The sequence below is a fragment of the Actinacidiphila yeochonensis CN732 genome (assembly GCF_000745345.1).
GTDB classification, from domain to species: Bacteria; Actinomycetota; Actinomycetes; order Streptomycetales; family Streptomycetaceae; genus Actinacidiphila; species Actinacidiphila yeochonensis.
This window is the reverse complement of the sequence record NZ_JQNR01000004.1, coordinates 852,294-873,253: the sequence shown is the minus strand read 5'-3', so window position 1 is coordinate 873,253 and position 20,960 is coordinate 852,294. Positions and strand designations below refer to the sequence as shown.

Here is a 20,960-nt window from a genome sequence, read left to right as displayed (position 1 = left end):
ACCGGCGTCCGCTGCGCGCCGGGCGCCCGGCGTGCGACGGCGACCGGCGTCCCGGTACGCGAGGGTTCCGGGACGCCGGGCGCGCGCCACCCGCCGGCGACGGCCGGCCGGCGATACGTGACCGGTGGCCGGTTGGCGTCAGCCTGCCGCGACGGGCGCCATCGTGTCCTCGAAGCCAGGGTTCTGCTTCAGCCACGCGTGGACACCGTCCGCGGCGTTGCCCTCGCCGGCCTTCTGGATGTCGGCCTCCAGGGAGCCGAGTTGGGCGTCGGTCAGGTGGAAGTTCCTCATCCACGAACTCACCTGCGGCAGTTTGCCCGCACTCCCCTTGTTCGCCAGGTCGTGGATCGAGTCGCCCTTGCCCCAGAGCCCCTTCGGGTCGGCCAGCTTGGTCAGGTGGTACGTGCTGTACGCCCAGTGCGGCGACCACAGCACCACGGCCACCGGCTTCTTCGCCGCGTAGTCGCGCTTCAGCTCCGCCAGCATCGCCGCCGTCGAGCTGTTGACCAGCTTGTACTCCTTGTCCAGCCCGTAACCGGGCAGGACCGTCGACTGGAGCAGCTTCGTCTCACCGGCGCCCGGCTCGATCCCGACGATCCGCCCGCCGAACTCCGCGCTCTTCCCCTTCAGGTCCGCCATCGTCTTCACGCCCTTGACGTACGACGGCACCGCCACCTCCAGGGACGTCTGGTCGTACCAGGAGCCCAGGTCGGTGTAGTCCTTGCCGTACTGCCTCATGTACGACGCGTGCGTGGTGGGCAGCCAGGCGTCCGTGATGTAGTCCAGCGAACCGGAGGACAGCCCCGTGAACGCCGCACCCGGGTCGTACGTCTTGACGTTCGCCTTGTAGCCGCGGTCGCTCAGCACCGCCTGCCAGAGGTTGGCGGTCGCCACCGACTCGTCCCAGTTGAACGCGCCGAGGTTGACCGTCCGGCCCTTGCCCACGTCGGTGGCGGCGGTCGTCCCGGCGCCGGAGCCGGAGTCCGAGCCGGAGTCCGTGAACACGCCGGTTCCGGCGGCCGCGAGGGCCAGGACGACGACGCAGGACAGGCCGACGGCGGGGCGCGGCCGGTACCGCAGGACGGCCGTGCCGTGCAGGCCGGAGCGCATCCGGGCCAGCGCCCGGCGGCCGAGCGGGGAGACCTGGTCGCCGAGGGCGCCGGTCATCCGGTCGAGGTAGATGGCCAGGACGACGACGGAGACGCCGCCCTCGAAGCCGAGGCCGATGTCGACCTGGCTGATGGCGCCGAACACGGTGGAGCCCAGCCCCTCGGCGCCGACCATGCCGCCGATGACGACCATGGACAGCGCGAGCATGATCACCTGGTTGACGCCGGCCATGATGGTGGGCAGCGCCAGCGGCAGCTGCACGCGCAGCAGCGTCCTGGCCGGCGAGGTGCCGAACGCGTCGGCCGCCTCGACCAGTTCCGCGTCGACCTGGCGGATACCGAGCTCGGTCATGCGCACGCCGACCGGCATGGCGAAGACGATGGTGGCGATGACCGCCGGGACGGTGCCCAGGCTGAAGAAGATGATCGCCGGGATCAGGTAGACGAACGCCGGCAGTGTCTGCATGACGTCGAGGACCGGGCGCACCACGGTGCCGGCCGTCCTGCTCCTGGCCGCCCACACGCCCAGTGGTATGGCGAAGACGAGTGCGACCGCGCCGGAGACGACGACCAGCGACAGCGACTGCATCGCCTGGTCCCACAGGGCGAGCGAGTCCACCAGCGCGAAGCCGACGAACGACAGCACGCCCGCGGTCAGACCGCGCAGCCAGAACGCGACGACGGCGAGGATGGCCGCCATGAGCAGCGGCGAGGGGCCGCCGAGGACCCACTCCACCGCGTCGTAGAGGTGGTTGACGACGGCGGAGATCGCGTCGAAGAGCCACGACACGTGCTGGGTGAGCCAGTTGACGACGTCTTCGGCCCAGTTGCCGAGGTGGATCCTAGGCACCACTGACCTCCTTCCTGCGGGCCCCGTCGGCCGGCACGGCGGCTCCCGGGGTGGCGGGGCCGCGTCGGGCTCCGCGTCCGCGACCGGCCGCGGTCCGGCGACGACCGTCTCCGGATGCTCGCCGAGAGCCGCGAGCAGGGTGCCGCGCGGGATCACGCCGGTGAGGCGACCCTGCTCGTCGACCACCGCGAGGGGGACCTCGGAGCGGGCGGCCGGGGTGAGCAGTTCGGCCAGCGGGGTGTCGGCCTGGGCGGTGGCGGAGTCGGTCCGCATCACGTCCCGGACCTGGCCGTGGTCGGCGGAGAACGCCTCCGCGGCCTGCTCCTCGGTGACGTGGCCGACCAGCCGGTGGTCCGGCGAGAGCACGAAGGCGGCCGGGACGTGGTCGGTGCGCAGCGCCCGGATGGCGTCCGTGGCCTCGTCGCCGGGCTCCACGGTGACGCTCGGCTCCTGCATGATCGAGGCCGCGGTGAGCACCCGGGAGCGGTCCACGTCCTGGACGAAGCTGGCGACGTAGTCGTTGGCCGGCTCGACCAGGATGTCCTCGGCGGTGCCGACCTGGACGATCCGGCCGTCGCGCATGACGGCGATCCGGTCGCCGAGCCGCATGGCCTCGTTCAGGTCGTGGGTGATGAAGACGATCGTCTTGCGCAGCCGGCGCTGCAGCTCCAGCAGCTGGTCCTGCATGTCGCGGCGGATCAGCGGGTCCAGCGCGGAGAAGGACTCGTCCATCAGGAGCAGGTCGGCGTCGGTGGCCAGCGCCCGGGCCAGCCCGACGCGCTGCTGCATGCCGCCGGACAGCTCGTCCGGCCAGGACTTCTCCCAGCCGGCCAGGCCGACCAGCTCCAGCGCCTCGGCCGCCCGCCGCTCGCGCTCCTCGCGGGGCCGGCCCTGGACCTCCAGGCCGTAGCCGGCGTTCTCCAGCACGCTGCGGTGCGGGAAGAGCGCGAAGTGCTGGAAGACCATGCTGATCCGGCGGGCGCGCAGGTCGCGCAGCGCCTTGCCGGACAGGCCCGCCAGGTCCTGCCCGTCGAAGAGGACCCGCCCCGTGGTGGGTCCGCTGAGCCCGTTCAGGGTGCGCAGCAGGGTGGACTTGCCCGAACCGGACAGGCCCATCACCACGAAGATCTCGCCGGGGGCCACCTCGAAGGAGGCGTCGATGACGGCTGCCGTCGTGCCCTCGGCACGCAGCTGGGCGCGGTCGGCGCCCTGCCGCAGACGGCGGACACCCTCCTTTGGTCTCCGTCCGAAGACCTTGTACACGTGCTCCACTGCAAGCTTCGACACAACTGCCTTCCGATGCTCGGTCACTCCCTGTCGACTCCACGTGACCGCACTGCTGTCAGGGATGTAGTGGTCGCGGCGCGCGTACCCGAACCCTTGCACTGGCCAAACAAAATCACGGCGATTCCGTGAGCCGGATCACACTGGGGCCTCCGGATACAGGCACTTCACGCGCGCACTGGTCGGCGACACCGCCGCGCTCTGTACGCGGACCGTTGCACTGTGCAGGTCGGGAGAAGGTCTCCCGGCGCCGCTCGACCCGTCGAACATATACCAACGGGACGCGACGTCCGCCGACCGGACGAAGGTGAGGAAGGTGAGGAACGGCGCACACCGCCGCGCGCCCGCCCCCGACCCGACCTCTACGCATGCCCGACGTGACCCGTTTCCTCCCTTTTCTCCGCTTTCTCTCTGGAACGGCACTGTGCGGAGGGCTAGGGTGCGGGCAGCGAGCGAGCGGAGGAGCTGAGGTATGCCCGGTCGTCCCAGCACGCGCTGACACCGTAGGGCGCGTGGCGGCCGGTCACCGCGTGCCGCACCGAGTCAGCGGCACAGCGGGAGTTCCCGTCCGATCCGCCGGCACCTCTGCCGTGCGGCGGGCCTCGTTCCCGTGGTCCAAGGGGTCCCCTTGCCGTTCCCTCTTTCTCGCCTCCGTTCCTTCTCTTCCCGGGCCGTGCCCCATCGGTCCCTTCTCCACCGGCCTTTCCTCCACCGGTCCCTTCCTTCCCACCGGTCCCTTCACTCCCGCCGGTCCTCTCCGCTCCGGGACTCCCGGCGGCCCGTCACCCGGGGCTCCCGGCCGCCGGTTCCGCCGAGCCTTTGGCGGGACGACCGCTTCCGGCGGTTCTGGATCGGCCAGGCCGCGTCCCAACTGGGCGAACAGGCGACCCTGGTGGTGCTGCCGCTCTTCGCCGTCCTCACCCTGCACGCCGGCGCCGGCAGGCTGGGCCTGCTCCGTGCGGTGGGGCAGGCACCGGTCCTGCTGCTGTCGCTGCCGGCGGGCGCTTGGGTCGACCGGTGGCGGACCCGCACCGTGCTGGTGCTGTCGGACGGCGCGCGGGCACTGGCTCTTGGCACCGTCGCGGTGGCCGGCCTGCTGGGCCGCCTCGGCCTACCCGCGCTGCTCGGGGCCGCCTTCGCCGTGGGGACCCTGTCGGTGTTCTTCGACGTGGCGTACCAGGCGGCGCTCCCGCGACTACTGGAACGAGGCCAACTGGTCCGTGGGAACAGCGCACTTGAAGGGGTCCGCTCCGCGGCCCAGATCGGCGGACCCGCTCTCGGCGGCGCGTTGGTGTCGTCGGCTTCGGCGCCGGTCGCCGCTGGCTCCAGCGCACTGCTCTTCGCCCTGTCGTTCCTGTCGATCCGGTCGATCCGGTCGGCCCGGTCGAACCGGCTGGTGCGGCCGATCCGGTCAGCCCGGTCAGCCCGGTCAGCCCGGTCAGCCCGGTCGGCCCGGTCGGTCCGGTCGCCGGGGTCCGTCGTGCCGAAGCGTCGGGAACGCCTCGCTCCGGTGGCGCGGCAGGTCCTTGAGGGCCTGCGCTTCGTCGCCGGCGATCCGCTGCTGCGGGCCGTGGCCCTCGCCTCGGGCGCCTTCCAGTTCTCCTTCGCCGCCATGACGACCGTTTACCTGCTCTTCCTGCCAAGGGATCTGCACCTGTCGGGCGCGGCCGTCGGGGTGGTGCTCGCCGCGACGGGGCCGGGTGCGCTGCTGGGCTCGCTGCTCGCCGCCCGCCTTCCGAGGCGGTTCGGGTACGGCCCGGTGCTCGTGTGGGGGGCGGTGGTCGGCGACGGTGCGATGCTGTGCGTTCCGGCCCTGCGCGGCTCCTCCGCCGCGACCTTCGGCGTGCTCCTCGGCGCCGGCGCCGTCTTCGGGGCGTTCGGCCAACTGGTCAACGTCACGGTGATGGCCGTGCGGCAGGCGTTGACGCCGGACGGGATGCAGGGGCGCGCGGCGGCGACGATCACCTTCGCCGGTCTCGGACTGGCGCCGCTCGGCTCGCTGTTCGGCGGGCTCCTCGCGCAGGGGTGGGGGCTGCGCCCCGGCCTGCTGGTGACGGTGGCGGGCATGTTCCTGTCCCCCGTGCTGATGGCCGCGTCCCCGCTCGCCCGCCTGGGCCGGACGCTTCCGGCCGTCCGGGACGCTCCGCCGGGCCGGCCCCGTCCAGAGCCGGGGGAGAGCGTCCGCCCCGCCCCGGGGACGCCGGAGCCCGGATGGTGAACCGGCGCCCGCCCGTACGCCGTACTGAAGCCGTCCGCCGGACCGGCGCGGGTCGTCCCGGCGCCGCGACCGGCACCGGACAACCGGCACCGGACTGCCGGTGCCGGCCGAGCGGTGCCGTGACCGGCGCACCGGGCGCACCGGGCGCATGGTGCCGCGCGCCACGCGCCCCGTGCCCCGTTACGCGCGCCCCGTTACGCGTCCGCCGTGGCCAGCGTCTCGCGGATGTGTCCTGCCACGGCCGAGGCGCCGCGCTGGCCCAGGACGATGGAGTAGTGGTTGACGCCGGGCACGGAGTGGACGGCCACGCCCTCGGCCGCCAGCCCGCTGGCCACGACGGCCTCCGGCGAGTAGAGGCCCACCGGTTCGTCCCGGAGGCCCCGCTCTGCCGCCAACAGCCGTGCGGGGAGCGGAAGTTCGTGGATCGCGGCGAACACCTCCGGGCTGCGCAGCTGGTTCTCGGCGTCCTCCCGGACGGGCTGCGCACGGCACGCCGACCGCAGATGCGGCTCGCTCCCGGCGAGGTCGCGGTCGAGGTAGGCGGCCACCAGCGGCCCGTCCAGGCCGGCGAAGGCGGGGTGCGCGGCCCAGAAGGCGTGGTAGGAGGAGCGGTCGGGGAACTCCATGGACAACTTGCGCATGGCGGGGCCGATGACGGCGTGCAGCACGGCGTCGATGTCGGCGTCCTCGGTCACGGGGAAGCCCAACCCGCCGTCCACCAGCACCACTCCCGCGTAGCGGGCGGGGTCGCGGCGGGCGGCGACGCACGCCACCCAGCCGCCCATGGAGTGGCCCGCCAGCACCGCGGGACCGGCGCCGAAGTGGTCGAGGACGGCCAGCAGGTCGTCGGCGTGGCGGTCCATGCCCGACCGGCCGCGCACGTCGCGGCTGTGCCCGCGCCCGCGCAGGTCGGGGGCGATGACCTCCACGCCCTCCAACTCCTCGGCCACCCGTGCCCAGGACAGCCCGTTGCCGGTGATCCCGTGGACGGCGAGCACCGTTCCGCCACCCGGTCGGCCCGGCCAGCGGCGCACCGCCAGCGCACCGCCCCCGACCGCGACCCGCGTGTCCTCGTACGCCCGGTGCCCGGGGTGCTCCCTGCCGTCCAGTCCCTCCCGGCTGTCCCCGTCCGCCCGGTGTTCCCCGCCGTCCCTGCCGTCCTGGCCGTCTTGGCCGTCCTGGCCTTCCCAGCCTTCCCTGCCTTCCCGGTCCGCCCGGTGCTCCTGGTGGTCGCGCATGGTGATCCGCCTCTCCGCCGTCCGGCCCGGCCCGAGCAGGATAGGGCGCTCTCCTTCGCGCCCCGCGCGGGGTCGAATCCGGGCGACAGGCGGCGGTCGCTTTGCGATACTCGGGCCGCCCGCCGCCGCAACCCGCGGTCCGCGAACGCCCGGCCACACCGTCCACCGCCTGACAACACGCCACCGTACGCCCGGCACAGGGCAGTTGCGACGGCGGAACCTCGGCGCAACGACGCCGCACGACGGCGCACGGCGGCACCCCGGGCCGCCGACCGGCGCACGGCGGCACACGCCCACGCCGTACGACACACAGGAGCGCCGACCCATGAGCTTCACCCTCGACGGGCCCGTGCTGGAAGGCGGGCTGGTCCGCCTGGAGCCCCTTGCGCCCCGCCACACCGCCGACCTCGCCGCGGCGGCCGAGGAGGACCGCGCCTCCTACGGCTTCACCCTGGTACCCCGCGCTTCCGAGGTCGAGGAGTACCTCGCCGCCCACGCCGCCCGCGCCGCGGCGGGGAAGCTCGCCCCCTACGCGCAGGTGGACCTCGCCACCGGCCGCGCGGTCGGGACCACCTCCTACTGGGACCCGAGGCTGTGGCCGGACGGCGACCGGCTGTGCGCGGTTGAGGTCGGCTTCACCTGGCTCGCGGCCTCGGCGCAGGGCACCGGCGTCAACACCGAGGCCAAGTACCTGCTCTTCCGGAACGCCTTCGAGAACTGGGGCGCGGCGCGGGTGGACCTGAAGACCGACGCCCGCAACCAGCGTTCCCGGGCGGCGATCGAGAGTGTCGGCGCCCGCTTCGAGGGGGTGCTGCGCAACTGGTCCCGCTCCTGGGCGCCGGGCGAGGACGGCCTGCTGCGGGACTCGGCGATCTTCTCCGTCACCGCGCGGGAGTGGCCGGAGTGCCGCGCCCGGCTGGAGGCCCGGATCGCCCGGGCCACCGCCCGCCGCCCGGCGGGGACGCTCCCCGCCGGACGCTGAACCACCGGGGTGCCGCGGCCTCCCCGCGCGGCGGCGACCCACCGCACCGCAGCGCGGCACGGCTCGCAGCCGCTCGCCACGAGGGTCCGTCGGCCTCCGGCGGACCTCTCACGGGAGCCTCACGGACCCTCGCGGGCCCGCTGCCGGGCGGCACCCCGGGAGCGGCCGCCGCGGTTGCGCGACGGGCGGGCCTTGTCGGAGATCGCGCTGGTCGGGGTGGGCGCGGGTGTGGCGGTCGTCCCGCTCAACATGATCATCCTGACGACGGTCCCCGCCGAGCACGCCGGCGTCAGCGCCGGAGCGCGTCAGCACCGGAGCGCCGGAGACCGCCCTCACCGTCGGCGGTTCGCTCGGCCTCGCCGTCCCGCTGGTCCCGCTGGTCCCGCTGGTCCCGCTCGACTCGGCCGGTGACGGCCTGGCACCGGGCCCGTCACCCGTTCTCCGGGTCCAGCTCCTCGGCGAGGTGGAAGAGCGCGGGGAGGGCGGCCTGCACGGCGGCGCGGTCCTCGGGTCTGAGCGAGGCGAGCGCGGCGTCCATCCTTCGCTCGTGCGCGTCGGTCCACGCGGCGAGCTGCTCGCGGCCGGAGTCGGTGAGGGTGACGACGGAGGCGCGGCGGTCGGCCGGGTCGACCTCCCGGGCCACCAGCCCCGAGGTGATCATCTGGCCGATCAGGCCGCTGACGGTGCTGGCGGCCAGCCGCTGGCGGGCGGCCAGGTCTCCGATCCGGGCCGGCGAGTGCTCCCCCAGGACCTGGAGCAGCTCGACCTGCGCCATGGGCAGCTGCTCCCACGGGTAGTCGCTGCGGATGGAGGCACGCAGCGCCCGCCGCATCCGGGTGACGGCGTCGGTGAGCGCCCGGGCGTCCGGCGTCCGCGTCGCGTTCCGGGGGGCCTCTGGGTGCGGCTGCGATGGCATGTCAACGAGGGTAGCGGCCACGACCTCGCGTGCGACCCCCGTCATGCCCCTCCCACCTGCGCAATCGCTCCCGGGAGTGGTCCCTTCGGGTGGGACCGGGGCGGATCGACCGCAGTCGGTCGCAAAGCGAGGAACAAGTGAAGCGCGATTGGCTCGGAACCGACGCGTAACGGGACCCCGCCGACCAGAAGTTCGGTATCCGTTGTAGTGTCGTGCGGATTATCCGGCCGCGCGCCGGGTCCGACCCCGAAAGTGACCGTACACATGCTGCTGGCGAACCTGCCGGGCCCCTCGCGGAGCGTCCGGTGTCCGGGCTCCGTCCCGCCCCGCGGCCGCGTCCCGGGCACCACCGCCGGAACGGCCGCGCCGACACCCCGCCGCCGACCGGCGGCAGCGGACCCGCGTAGCGGCGGGAGCGGCCGATGAGCACCGCGGCAGCCGACCACCTCTCCGGCGGCGCCCCCGGTTCCGCGTCCGGCCCGTCCGGCCCGTCCGGAGCAGCCGGGAGCGGTACCTCCGCCGGCCGCCGGTCCCGCCTGCGCCGCTGGCCCCGGCGGCCGGGCCGCCCCCACCTGCTGGTGGAGCTGACCTTCAGCGTGGCGCTGTACTTCGCCTACAGCCGCACCCGCCGGTGGGTGCCGCGGCACGAGACGGCGGCGCTGCACCGGGCGCGGGAGGTCTGGCACGCCGAACGGTGGCTGCACCTCGACCCCGAGCTGGCCATCAACCACGCCGTCAACCACGTCGACTGGTTGATCGTGGGGATGAACTACTACTACGCCACGCTGCACTTCGTCGTGACGCTCGGGACGCTGATCTGGGTCTACGCCCGGCACCCGTCCTCCTACCGGGGCGCGCGCACGGCCCTGTACACGGCCACGCTGCTGGCCCTGATCGGGTTCGCCTTCTGCGCCCTGGCGCCGCCGCGGTTCCTGACCGACCAGGGCTTCATCGACACGGTCGTCACCCACCACACCTGGGGTTCGTGGGACTCCGGCCACGTCTCGTCGGTGTCGAACGAGTACGCGGCGATGCCGTCGGTGCACATCGTCTGGTCCGGCTGGGCCGGGCTCACCATCGCGGCGCTGGCCCGGCGGACGTGGGTGCGGGTGCTCGGGCTGTGCTACCCGCTGGTGACGTTCACGGTCATCCTGTCCACGGCCAACCACTTCGTCACCGACGCGGTGGCCGGTGCGCTCACCCTCGCCCTCGGGTTCCTGGCGCAGCGGCTCCTGACCGGGCTGCCCGCCTACCACCTGCCCGGCCCGGTCCGGCCGTCGGTGGCGGCGGCGGGCGGGCCGTCTCCTGCCAGAAGGGGCGGGTCCGCCTCCGCGGTGACCGTCGCGTCGCCTCGTCCGGGGACGGCGGCGGAGCAGGCCGCCGCGAGACGGGACAAGGGTTCCGGCGGCGGGTCCGCCGGCACCAGGACACACTCGCGGGGCTGACCGCCGTACGGGCGGTCCCGGCGGTCCGATCCGCCGGGGCCGCCCGTCGTCCTTCCCGCCCGCGCTCCCTACCGCGGCCCGGCGCCGCCCTGGCAGACTCGGGCGGGCGGCAGGGGGCGATGGGCTCTCCAAGAGGCCGCCGGATCTGGGAGGCGGGGCGGGATGCCGGTCAGGGGCGTGCTCTTCGACGTGGACGACACCCTCGTCGACTTCTCCGGCGCGGAGGAGTCGGCGGTCGCGGCCCATCTGGCGGCGCTGGGTCTGCTCGGCGCCTTCCCCGACGCCGCCGGGGCGCTGGCCCTGTGGCGCGAGGTCGCCGAGCCCGCGTACGCCCGCTTCCTCTCCGGTGAGCTCACCTTCACCGGGCAGCGGCGGGCACGGGTGCGCGCGTTCCTCTCCCACCTCGGCCAGAGCACCGACCGCCTGCCCGACGACGACGCCGACGCCTGGTTCGCCGACTACGAGACCCGCCACCGCGCGGCCTGGGCGGCCTTCCCCGACGCCGAACCGGTCCTGGCCCGGCTCGTGTCCGGCCACCGGCTCGGGGTCGTCTCCAACTCGTCGAGCGCCACGCAGCGCCGCAAACTCGGCCAGGTCGGCCTGTTGCCCTACCTTGAGGCCGCGATCGTCTGCTCGGACGAGTACGGCGAGGCGAAGCCGGCGGCGGGCATCTTCCGCGCGGGGTGTGCCCGCCTCGGCCTGCGGCCGGACGAGGTCGCCTACGTCGGGGACCATTACACCATCGACGGCGTGGGGGCCCGGGAGGCCGGTCTGCGCGCCTTCTGGCTGGACCGGGCGGGCAGCGGTGTCCCCGTCGAGGACGGTGTGCGGGTCATCAGCTCGTTGGCCGAGCTGCCGGCGGCCCTCGCCCGCTGAGGCCCCGTCGGGCCGCCCCGTGGGAATCCGCACGGCGGCCGCGCGCCGCCCTCCGGGGCGGCTCCCGGCGCGGATCGCGGGACGGGGCGAGAAGGTCACCGCCGGGGCGAGCCGGCAGCCGACGAACCCCGGCCTCTCCTCCGGGAGCCGCGCCAGGCCGCCAGCAGCCCCGCGACGGCGGCCGCCAGCAGGACCGGCACCCCGTGGCGCTCCGCCCCGGCGGCCCCGGTCCCGCCGGAGGCGCCCAGGTGGAGCGCCAGGGTCACCAGGGCGACGCCCAGCGCGGTGCCGAGGCCCCGGGCCATGTTCACCAGGCCGCCCGCCATGCCCGACGAGGCGGCCGGGAAGGCCCGCATGATCAGCGTGTTGTTCGCGGGCGTGAAAAGGCCCAGGCCGGTGCCGAGCAGGGCGAGCAGCAGCGCGGTCCAGACCGCGGCAGGGGGTACGGCCACCATGGCCGCCAGCGCGGCCACCGCCACGGCCGCGCCCGCGACGCAGCGGGACCGGTCGGTGGTACCGCTCGGCAGGACCCGGTCGGCCCCGGTCGCGGCCAGCGCGAACCCGGCGGGCAGCGCGCTCACCACCAGGCCCGTCAGCAGCTCGGAGTACCCGGCCCGGGCCAGCACCTCCGGGGCCAGCACCAGCGGCCCGAACAGGACGAGGTACCCGCAGAGCGCGGCCGCGAGCCCCGACGGCACCCCCCGGACCCGCAGCAGGGCGGGGTCCAGCAGCGGCGCTCCGGCGCGGCGCTGCCGTATGGCGAAGGCACCGGCCGCTGCCGCCGCCAGCACGAAGAGCAGCCCCGCCGCCCAGCCGGGCAGCGGCAGCCCGGACGCGGCCGACACCCCGAGCAGCAGCGCCGTCGTCGCGGCCGAGAGCCACAGCAGGCCCCAGCCGTCGAAGCCGGCCACCGGCGTACGGGTGCGGGTGCGCGGCAGCAGGTAGTGGCCGGCGACCAGCGCGACCACGCCTATCGGCACGTTGACGCCGAACACCCACCGCCAGCCCGCGGTGGCCACCAGCGCGGCGCCGACCGTCGGGCCCAGGGCCAGTCCCAGCGCCTGGGCGGCGGCCTGTACGCCCAGGGCGGCCCGTGTCCTGGCGGGCGGCGCGCTCGTGGCCACCAGGGCGACGCTGTTGGCCTGGAGCATGGCGGCGCCGATCGCCTGCACCGCCCGGAAGGCGACCAGGGCCCCGAGCGACGGTGCGAGCCCGCAGGCGGCGGAGGCGGCGGTGAAGAGGACGAAGCCGTAGAGGTAGAAGAGCTTGCGGCCCATCGCGTCGGCCAGCCTCCCGACCGGCACCAGGGCGGCGACCAGGACGAGCAGGTAGGACAGCGACACCCATTCCACGCCCGCGAGCGGCGCGTCGAAGCGCGCCCGCAGGCTCGGGTAGGTCAGCGTGACCACGCTGGCGTCGAGCTGGCCCATGAACGCGCCGAAGCACACGGTGGCGACGGCCAGCCGCCAGGCCCCGGGCCGCTCCCGCACGGCATCCGGCCGGGCCCGCTCCCGTACCAGCACGGCCCCCCATCCCCCGCGCCCGCCCCCGGCGTACCCGTCCACATGCCACCCCTTCGCCCGGCGCCTTCCTCCTCCCAGATTACATCGGTCACCGAACTGTTCTGTAGCCGCATCTTTCTGTGGCCGAATCTTCCCCGCCCGAGTCCTCCGCTCCCGAACCTCCCACCCGGACGCAGCGGCACTCCTGGACATCCCGCCACGACGCACCGGCCACCCGACCGCGGCGTGGACGAAAGCAGGCGGCGAAGCCCCCCTGGCCACCGGCACGTACCGCGCGAAAGCGGAGCGCCGCGACATCAGGCGCACCAGCCGCCTGTCAGGAAATCTGCAACCACTTCACCCACAGCACCCCGCCACACTCACTTCCATCTGATCCAAACGGATCAGGATCAGTCGAAAATGATGGAGGAATGATCAACAATGCCTCGGTTCGTCATCGTAGGAACGAGCAGACTGGCGATGACCGTGCCGGTAGAGAGCTTTCCGCTCCCGTATGACGCCCTCCGGACCGCCTCCTGGATGCGGTGCGCCGTCGTGGGCGGTGCGTGCAACGTGGGCAGCGCGCTACTGGCGCTGGGCGACGAAGCGCGCCTGTGCACGCTCATCGGGGAGGACATCGCCGGAGACACCATCCGCAACTCCCTGCGGCAGCACGGACTGGACGGGCGCGGAGTCGTCACGTCCCGCGAGTCGGCGATGACCGTGGTCCTCGTGGAGCCGGAAGGCCGGGTCGCCCGGAACGCGTGGTCGGCCGGCGGTTCGACGGCCTACCCGATGGAGCGCTTCTTCGAGGCCGCCGTGGACGCCGACCTCGCGATCATCACCAGCAGCCCCTTCGGCAAGCCCTTCCTGTCCGCGGCCCGGGAGATACCCGGGCTGCCCGTGGCCATCGACCTGCACCTGGCCGCCAACCTGGACGACGAGCGGAACCGCCCCTGGTTCGAGTCCGCCGACGTCCTCTTCTGCAGCCACGAACGCCTGACGTGCACCCCGACGGAATGGATCAGCCGGGTGTTACGGACCTACCCGGGGTGCCGGGTCGCCGCCGTCGGCCGCGGCGACCAGGGCTGCGCGCTCGGACTGCCCGAAGGGACGCTGATCGAGATCGAGGCGGTGACGCCGCGCCCGATCCGCAGCACCGACGGCGCGGGGGACGCCCTCTTCGCCGCCTTCCTGCACGGATGGCTGACGTCCGGCCGGGCCGTCGAGTCGCTGGAGTCGGCCGTCCTCTTCGCCGGCTGGAAGATCGGCGCGGAGTCCGCCACGGCCGGCTTCCTCACCCCGTCGGAGTTGTCCGCCCTCCAGCGCGTCTACCCGCTCCGCACCCGCGTCGGCTGGTGGCGGTGACCAGCCGCGCGGACAGCGCCTAGGCCAGGAGCAGTTCTGGATCAGACCCCGTCCAAAGGGCGTCCCAAAGAGGCGTCCCAAGAGGCGTCCAGCGGGGGTCCGTCACGGCACCTGGGCACGCTCAGCCGCGCGCTGGGCGTGCTCCAGGGCCCCGACGGAGAGGTAGGCCGCTTCCGCGCTGCGGTAGCGGTTCCGGGCCTCGGCGAGGTCACCCGCCAGCTCGTAGGACTGTCCGATGGCCTCATGGACGGCACCCTGTTCAGCGCCCGTGCCCCACACGCGCAGCAGGGCCAGAGCGCTGACGAGGTGGGCCCGGGCCGAGGCCACGTCTCCGGCCCTCAGCAGCGCCTCACCCAGGACCCGCTCGACGAGGGCTTCCGACGCCGTGTCCCCGAGGTCGCGGATCAACCGCCACGCCTCCTCAAGATGGGCGACGGCGGACGCGTGGGCCCCGAGCAGGCTCTCGATCTCACCGATGGAGCAGTGGATGCGCCCCGCGCCCCGCAGGTCCCCCTCTCCCCCGCGGAGGGCGAGCGCCTCGCGCAGCAGCGAGAGGGCCTGCTCCATCTGCCCGAGGTCGCGGTAGGCCAGGGCCATGTGGTTGAGCACGACGCCTTCCCCCCGGCGGTCTTCGAGGCGGCGCCGCAGTTCCCGCGCCCTGGTGAACTCCTCCATCGCGCTCTGCGGAGAGCCGCTCGCCCGAAGGGCCGTCCCCAGGCCCGTACGCAGTCGCGCCTCACCCAGCACGTGACCACAGGCCTCGGCCGAGGCCGATCCCAGCGTGTAGCTGGCGACCCAGTCGGCGTGGTGATGACGGTGGGTGAAGAGCAGCCACATGGCGTCCGCCAGTTGCCAGACCACGTCGTCCCACCCATCGGCGGCGGCCCCCTCCAGAACGGTCATCAGGTTGGCGCGCTCGGCGTCGAACCACTCCATGGCCTCGGCCTGACCGCCGAACTCCACCACGGACGTGATGGCGTGTTCGTACCGGGGCTCGGGACGGAGGCGATGCTGCGAGAGGCTGCGGTCGGCCCTGTCGGCGGTGGCGAGGTAGTGCTCGGCGATCCGCCGTTTGACCTCACGCACGGCGTCCCCGCTCAGACCGGCCTGGGCTCGCGTACCCGCGTGCTGGTGGATGAGGTCGTGGAAGCGGTAGCGGCCGGGGACGGCCGCCGTGAGGAGGTTGGCCTCCATGAGCGCGCCCACCGCTCCCGGCAGGTCGGCGACCTCCGGCGTGGCCGCGGCGACCGCGTGGGTCACCTCCGCCGCGAAGTCCGGGAGCGGATGGAGCCCGAGCCGCATGTACAGCGCCGCGGCCCCGGCCGGCAGCGCTTCGTACGACTCGTCAAAGCACGTGCGCATCGAAGTCTCCTCGTCTGCAAGGACCATATGGAGGCCGTCGGCGTCGCCTGCCACGAGTTGTCGGATCTGCCAGTCGCTCCGGAGCGCCAGGAGCGCCGCACCCACGCACACGGCGAGCGGGAACCGCCCGTAGGAGGCGACGGCCTGCCGCGCGGCGGCGTCCTCCCTGCCGCCGGGTGTCGTCTGACCGGCGACACGCCAGAAGAGCTCCACCGCGGTATCGGTGTCCAGCGGCTCCAGAGGCAGGAGGTGGGCTCCGTCCAGGGTCAGCGATGTCAGCCGCCAACGGCTCGTCACCATGCACATGCTTCCCGGCGAGGCGGGAATCAGCGGGCGCACCTGCGCGGCCGACAGCGCGTTGTCGCAGAGCACGGCGATCCGCCGACCGGCCGTCACGCTGCGGTACAGGGCGGCCTTCCCCGCCAGGTCCGCCGGCACCTGCTCCGCGCCGACGCCCAGCGCGTGGAGGAACAGTTGGAGAGCAGAGCCGGCGGAGGCCGGGACGGCCGCCGAACTGCCCAGCAAGTCGACGTACAACTGCCCGTCGGGGAATTCCGCCTCGTGGGCGTGCAGCCAGGCCAGCGCCAGTGACGTCTTTCCGACCCCCGGCGGACCGCTGATCACCGCCAGCGTCTGCCCGTCCGTTCGGTGGAACCCGGTCAACGCCTCCAGGGTGTTCACTCTTCCTGTGAAGTGTCTTGTCAAAGACGGTAATTGACGTGGCGTGACATGAGGTGGACGGGGACCGGCGTTCTGGAAGTACACGTCCCCGTGGATCGCGCCCGCCTGGACGGTGGGCCCATACACGTTCCCGGAGAGGGAGTTGTGGCTGTTCGGCCTCGGAGCGGCCGCCCAGTCGTCCCGAGAAGTCACGCTGTTCCCCTCCTAGACCCCACCAGGGCGCCCCTGACGGTGCGTCGTTCAGTGAGCATCAGCGGGCCATAGCGGATCTACGCCCCGGTCTCCCCGGAGGCGCCGAGCCGTCGCCGCACCGCCTCCGCCTCCCGCTCCGAACCGTCCAGTTGCTCGTATATGCGCAGCGCCTGCTCCAGGTAGGGGCGAGCAGCTTCCTCGCCCCGCACCACCTGGACGGTCAGCCCCAGCCCCTCGGCGGCCTGCGCCTCCTCGTACGGCGCGTTGATCAGCTGGGCCAGGGCGTGGGCCTCCTGGTACAGGGGCATGGCGGCCTGGTACCTGCCAGCTCCACGCTGGGCGTCACCCGCGCCGACCAGGGCATGCTGCCGTTCGTAGAGGGCCCCTATCCGGGCTGCGATGCCCTCGGCCATCGTGAAGTGGATCAGCGCCTCGTTGCACTTCCCGGTCGCCATGAACGCGCTGCCGATGTTGGTCAGCGTGTCGGCCTCGCAGCGCTGGTCCCCTATGGCCTGGTAGTCCTCTAAGGCCCGGCGGAAGTGACCGAGGGCGGAGGAGGGATCACCGGTCCGGAGGCACACGTTCCCGAGGTTGTTGGTCAGGATCGCCGCCTCCTGGCGGCCCCCCACCGCTCTCACGATGGCCAGCGACTCCTCGTAGTAGGTACGGGCCTCCTCGTTGTGGCCCGTGCGGTAGAAGATCTCTCCCAGGTTGTTCAGGGCGCGCAGTTCGCCTCGGCGATCGCCCAGCGCCCTGAACAGCTCCAGAGCCGAACACGTCTGGCTCAGGGCCTCCGCATGCCGCCCGGCGTACGCGACCGCCACCGCGCGCCGATAGAGGACATCGGCCTCGCCATGGCGCCAGGCGGCCTCGCGGAACAGGGCGAGCGCAATGTCCAAGTGCTGGACCGCCCCGGAGAAGTTCCCTGAGACCACGGAGGCGAGGCCGATCTGGGTGTGCACCCGACCCCGGCCGACCGTGTCGCCGATGGCGTCGTAGAGGGTCATCGCCTCCTGAATGCGGGCCAGGGACCGGTCCGTCTCCCCCTGACGCCAGAGCACCGCGGCACAGTCGATGAGCGCGTCCGCCGTTCGCGCCTGGTCCCGCTCGGCGCGCCAGAGGACAACCGATCTCTCATGCATCTCCACTGCGGCCTCCCACACCCCCCAGTTGTGGAAGGCGGAGGCCAGCACCGCGGGGAACTGCCGGGCGTGTGCCGGCGAGTCGTCAGCCGCGGCCCGCGCCACGGACAGGAGGTTGGCCCGTTCCAGGTCCAGCCAGCCTTCTGCGGCCGCAGCGTCGGGGAATCGCGGGCCGCCGACGTCTGCGGCGGGCTCCGCCTCCCGGCGGGGTCTCTGCGGGAAGGCCAACCGGTCGGCCTCCCGGGCGCCGGCCAGGAAGTAGTCGTACAGCCTGAGGACCGCCGCGCGCCGGTCCGCGGCGGAGTCGTGCAGCCGGCTGGTCCGGGCGGCGAAGAGGCGGATGAGGTCGTGCACGGCGTAGCGGTCGCGCACCGGCTCCTCCAGCAGGTGGCAGTCGAGGAGCGCCTCCATCGACCGGCGCACCGCAGCGGTGTCCGCGCCGACGAGGCAGGCTGCGGCGTCGAGGGTGATGTCGGGACCCGGATGCAGGGAGATCGCCCGGAAGAGGCTTTGCTGCTCGGCTGTCAGATCCGCGTAGGACAGTCCGAAGGCCGCGGCGAGGCCGACCGGTGCGTCGAGTTCGTCGAGCATGTCATCGGCGGCGGACAGCCGGTCCACGATGTCGTGGATGCCCCACGCCTCTCTGTGCCGCAGCCGGCTCGCCACGATCCGGATGGCCAGTGGATGCCGGCCGCAGAGTCCGACGACGGTGTCCACCGCGTCCGCGTCGATCTGCCGGCTCCGTCCGACGACACGGGCGAAGAGGGCTGCGGCGCTCGCGGCACTGAGCACGTCCAGGGAGATCGACGCGGCACCTTCCAGGTCCGCCAGCCGGCGCCGGCTGGTCACCAGGACGCGGCAGCCGGCCCCTCCCGGAAGCAGCGGCCTCAGCTGGTCGGCGTCCCTGACGTCGTCGAGCACGAGGAGCACTCTCCGCTGCGCGGTCCAGTCACGCCAGCGCGAGGCGAGTTCGTCCAGGTCAGCCGTGGGCTTGTGGTCCGGCTGGTCGTGGACCGCGCGCAGGAGCTTCGCCAGCGCGCCGGTCGGCTCCCGGGCCGGCTGGGCTCTGTAGGCCCGCATGTCGAGGTAGAGGCAGCCGTCCGGAAATCCCGGTTTGAGGAGGTGCGCGGCGTGCACGGCGAGCGATGTCTTGCCGACGCCCGGCATCCCGTGGATCACCGAGACGGGCAACGCCGTTGTGGATCGCACCCGGTGGGCGAGGAGTGCGGCCAACTCCCCGTCACGACCCGTGAAGTCAGCGGTGTCCCTGGGCAGGTCGTCGGGCGGCTGCGTCATCTCCCGCTTGCCGGCGCCAGGGACGCGCGCGAGGGCCCGGTCCCCGCCCAGAACCCTCCGGTGCAGTTCTTCCAGCTCCCGACTGGGAGACAGTCCGAGTTCGTCCCGCAGCCTGAGGCGCGCGTCGTGGTAGGCCTCAAGTGCCTCCCCCTGCCTGCCGGACCGGTACAGCGCGACCATGAGCCACTTGACCGCCGTCTCCGTGATCGGGCCGTGGGCGGCCATCTCCCGTAACTCCCCCACGAGTTCCGCGTGGCGGCCGAGGTCCAGCTCGACTCCGATCCGGGCCTCGCGCGCGGATCGCCGCTCCTCCTGCCAGCGGCTGCGCAGCGCCGACGCCCAGTGCCCGTCGAACTCCGCGAGGGGTTCCCCCTTCCAGAGCGCCTCGGCTTCGTCGAAGAGCTGGACGGCGCTTTCGGGCTTTCCGCTGTCCGCCACCGACTGCGCCTGCCTGCGCAGCCGCTGGAAGCGGAGCAGGTCGACAGCCTCGGGATCGACGTCGAGGCGGTACGTACGGGCAGCGGTCACCACTTCGACCTGCTCTCCGACCGCCTCCCGGAGCCTGGTGCGGAGCCGCGACACATATACGTGCAGCCCCTGCCGGGCTTTCTCGTCCTCCCGCTGCTCCTCCGGCCACAACCGCCGGATCAGCACCTCGGCGGAGACGGCCTCCCCCGAAGACGCCAGGAGAATCGCCAGCAGACAGCGCTCTTTGGCGGAGCCCAACGGCCGCCTGCGGCCCTCCGACCACAATTCGAGTGGGCCCAGAATCCGGAAATCCACCACCGCTGCCCCCAGCCGGCAGTTCATCAGCGGCCGGGCGGTCGCCGAATGGACTGCTGACACGACTTTCGCACGGCTCCACGAGCGGCAGCTAGAGGCAACACCGTTCGACGCGTACGGAATGAGGGTGTCAAGAGCCTTTATTGGCATAGTGACGCTGCTGAGGGCCCTGTCGCTGGTGGCCCGGCATATGGCGGATTCGCGCGCCCCCGAGTTCGGAAATCACGCGTTTGGCGGCGCGGGCTCTGGGCATTCAGTGCCCGAAGTGAGCAGGAAGCACGTCTGTCGCGCGATCGCCCGACGGCACCGCTGGATGGGAGCCCGCGCCCCTTGAGTAGTAGGCCCACCGGCCCACCGGCGAGATCCGGTTACCCACAGTGGGCGAACCGAGGTCGGCTTCCTCCGGTGCGCTGTTCGCGTAGCCGCCGCGCGGCCCCGCCGACTCCTCGGACGGAGCATCCTCAGCCCCCACGCCAAACGGCGCTGGCGTGGGTCGCCGACGCCAGGGCGCCGACAACCCACGAGCTCCTCAACCCCTCGCTAGAGCATGAACATCCATGCGCCGATGGACAGGGTGGAGGTGAAAGTACCGTTCGTCACGAATTTCCCTTACAAGGAGGTCGGCTTGGGGAAGATCATCGTATATGGAACGCCACCCTCTGGCGCACCATCAGCAGCAAAGGGTCAGCCCACTCAATCGGGACGATTCGCCCCGCCCGGCAATTGCTTGACCTCACCTCGAACAAAACACCTGGTCACGGAGCCCGCACACCCGCGCGACCGACAACCCGCGATGTCCCGCTCCGGACGCGGGCCCACGGCCATGCGCAATTGCACTCCACGCGGCCTGGCCCGCCGCCGAGCCTCCGGAATCCGCGTCGGCCAACTCCCTTTCCCTGCACAGCGGTTCCCGGGGCATACTTGGCGCCCGGCACGGCCGGAAAGGCCGGGAGCAGCGGTGGCGGGTGACGACGGGACGCGGGGGATGACGATGATGCTGGCGGCCTGGATCGCCGTGGCGGCGGGCAGCCTGACGCAGACCGCCTCCGGTTTCGGCTTCGCGCTGGTCTGCTCACCGGTGCTGGTGGCCGTGCTGGGGCCGGGTCCGGCGGTGCGTACCGTCATCACGCTGTCGTGCTTGGTCAGCGCGCTCATCCTGGCCCGCACCTGGCGGCATACCCGGGTCCGCGACGCCCTGGTCCTGGGAGCCTCCGCCGTGCTGCTGACGGCTCCGATCGCCGCCGCGGTGCACCGGCTGGACGCGCGGGTGCTCACCCTGGCGGCCGGCCTGGTCACGGTGGCCAGTGCGGCGCTGATGGCCCGCCAGGGCGCGCGGGTGCCGCTGGACGGCCCGGTCGGGGTGTGCGCGGTGGGCTTCGTCAGCGCCGCCATGAACGCGCTCGGCGGCCTGTCCGGACCGGCGGGCGCCCTGTACGCCGCCAACGAGCGGTGGCCCCGGCAGGCCGTCGCGCCCACTTTGCAGGTGTTCGGTCTGATGCTCAACGCCGCGTCACTGGCCACCCTGGGCGGGCCCCGGGTCGACTGGCGGTTCCTGCCCGCGCTGCCCGTCGGCTGGCTGCTCGGCGCGCTGGTCGCCGAACGGCTGCCGGCCCGCCGCTTCCGCCAGGTGGTGCTGGGGGTGGCCGCCGCGGGCGGCGCCGCGGCCATCGCCCGCGCCGCACTCGGCTGACCGCCCCGGCGCAGGGACCCGGCGCA

At 73.2% G+C, this 20,960-nt stretch carries 13 protein-coding genes; 6 read left to right on the top strand and 7 right to left on the bottom strand.

Going from position 1 to position 20,960, the window contains the following annotated elements:
• Positions 1 to 138: 138 nt before the first annotated feature.
• Positions 139 to 3,246: a betaine/proline/choline family ABC transporter ATP-binding protein gene (locus tag BS72_RS33875; protein WP_198545845.1), complete on the bottom strand. Its 3,108-nt coding sequence runs from the start codon at positions 3,244 to 3,246 to the stop codon at positions 139 to 141.
• A gap of 847 nt (positions 3,247 to 4,093) precedes the next feature.
• Between BS72_RS33875 and BS72_RS10315 the strand changes: the two genes are divergently transcribed.
• Positions 4,094 to 5,461, top strand: a complete 1,368-nt coding sequence (locus BS72_RS10315; protein ID WP_051951019.1) for an MFS transporter — start codon at positions 4,094 to 4,096, stop codon at positions 5,459 to 5,461.
• A gap of 194 nt (positions 5,462 to 5,655) precedes the next feature.
• On the opposite strand, the gene BS72_RS10310 is transcribed toward BS72_RS10315, so the two are convergent.
• A complete protein-coding gene (locus tag BS72_RS10310) occupies positions 5,656 to 6,699 on the bottom strand; it encodes an alpha/beta hydrolase (protein WP_078901208.1) in 1,044 nt (347 codons plus the stop codon).
• A 325-nt stretch (positions 6,700 to 7,024) separates the two neighbouring features.
• Here BS72_RS10310 and BS72_RS10305 point away from each other — a divergent pair, with 325 nt between their 5' ends.
• Positions 7,025 to 7,681, top strand: coding sequence for a GNAT family N-acetyltransferase (locus tag BS72_RS10305; RefSeq protein ID WP_037908822.1), 657 nt, complete (start codon positions 7,025 to 7,027; stop codon positions 7,679 to 7,681).
• A 119-nt stretch (positions 7,682 to 7,800) separates the two neighbouring features.
• Here the strand turns inward: BS72_RS10305 and BS72_RS36435 are convergent, their stop codons facing one another.
• Positions 7,801 to 7,938 (bottom strand): hypothetical protein, encoded by a 138-nt coding sequence (locus BS72_RS36435; RefSeq protein ID WP_157856199.1) that lies wholly within the window; start codon positions 7,936 to 7,938, stop codon positions 7,801 to 7,803.
• Between the two features lie 173 nt (positions 7,939 to 8,111).
• Entirely contained in the window at positions 8,112 to 8,597 is a 486-nt protein-coding gene (locus tag BS72_RS10300) for a MarR family winged helix-turn-helix transcriptional regulator (protein WP_037909950.1), read from the bottom strand.
• 422 nt (positions 8,598 to 9,019) lie between these two features.
• Between BS72_RS10300 and BS72_RS10295 the strand changes: the two genes are divergently transcribed.
• Positions 9,020 to 10,042 carry a phosphatase PAP2 family protein gene (locus tag BS72_RS10295; protein ID WP_078901207.1) on the top strand — a complete coding sequence of 341 codons (1,023 nt, stop codon included), beginning with the start codon at positions 9,020 to 9,022 and terminating at the stop codon, positions 10,040 to 10,042.
• 162 nt (positions 10,043 to 10,204) lie between these two features.
• Entirely contained in the window at positions 10,205 to 10,918 is a 714-nt protein-coding gene (locus BS72_RS10290) for an HAD family hydrolase (protein WP_037908818.1), read from the top strand.
• A gap of 95 nt (positions 10,919 to 11,013) precedes the next feature.
• On the opposite strand, the gene BS72_RS10285 is transcribed toward BS72_RS10290, so the two are convergent.
• Positions 11,014 to 12,441: an MFS transporter gene (locus tag BS72_RS10285; RefSeq protein ID WP_232792314.1), complete on the bottom strand. Its 1,428-nt coding sequence runs from the start codon at positions 12,439 to 12,441 to the stop codon at positions 11,014 to 11,016.
• Between the two features lie 459 nt (positions 12,442 to 12,900).
• On the opposite strand from BS72_RS10285, the gene BS72_RS10280 reads away from it, so the two are divergent.
• Positions 12,901 to 13,788 (top strand): carbohydrate kinase family protein, encoded by an 888-nt coding sequence (locus BS72_RS10280; protein ID WP_051950909.1) that lies wholly within the window; start codon positions 12,901 to 12,903, stop codon positions 13,786 to 13,788.
• Positions 13,789 to 13,890: 102 nt separating this feature from the next.
• Here the strand turns inward: BS72_RS10280 and BS72_RS32165 are convergent, their stop codons facing one another.
• Positions 13,891 to 15,831, bottom strand: a complete 1,941-nt coding sequence (locus BS72_RS32165; protein ID WP_051950908.1) for a tetratricopeptide repeat protein — start codon at positions 15,829 to 15,831, stop codon at positions 13,891 to 13,893.
• Positions 15,832 to 16,100: 269 nt separating this feature from the next.
• Entirely contained in the window at positions 16,101 to 19,187 is a 3,087-nt protein-coding gene (locus BS72_RS10270) for an AfsR/SARP family transcriptional regulator (protein ID WP_198545843.1), read from the bottom strand.
• Positions 19,188 to 20,202: 1,015 nt separating this feature from the next.
• On the opposite strand from BS72_RS10270, the gene BS72_RS36430 reads away from it, so the two are divergent.
• The gene (locus BS72_RS36430; RefSeq protein WP_157856198.1) at positions 20,203 to 20,934 is read left to right on the top strand and encodes a sulfite exporter TauE/SafE family protein; all 732 of its coding nucleotides are present in this window, start codon (positions 20,203 to 20,205) and stop codon (positions 20,932 to 20,934) included.
• Positions 20,935 to 20,960: the final 26 nt, after the last annotated feature.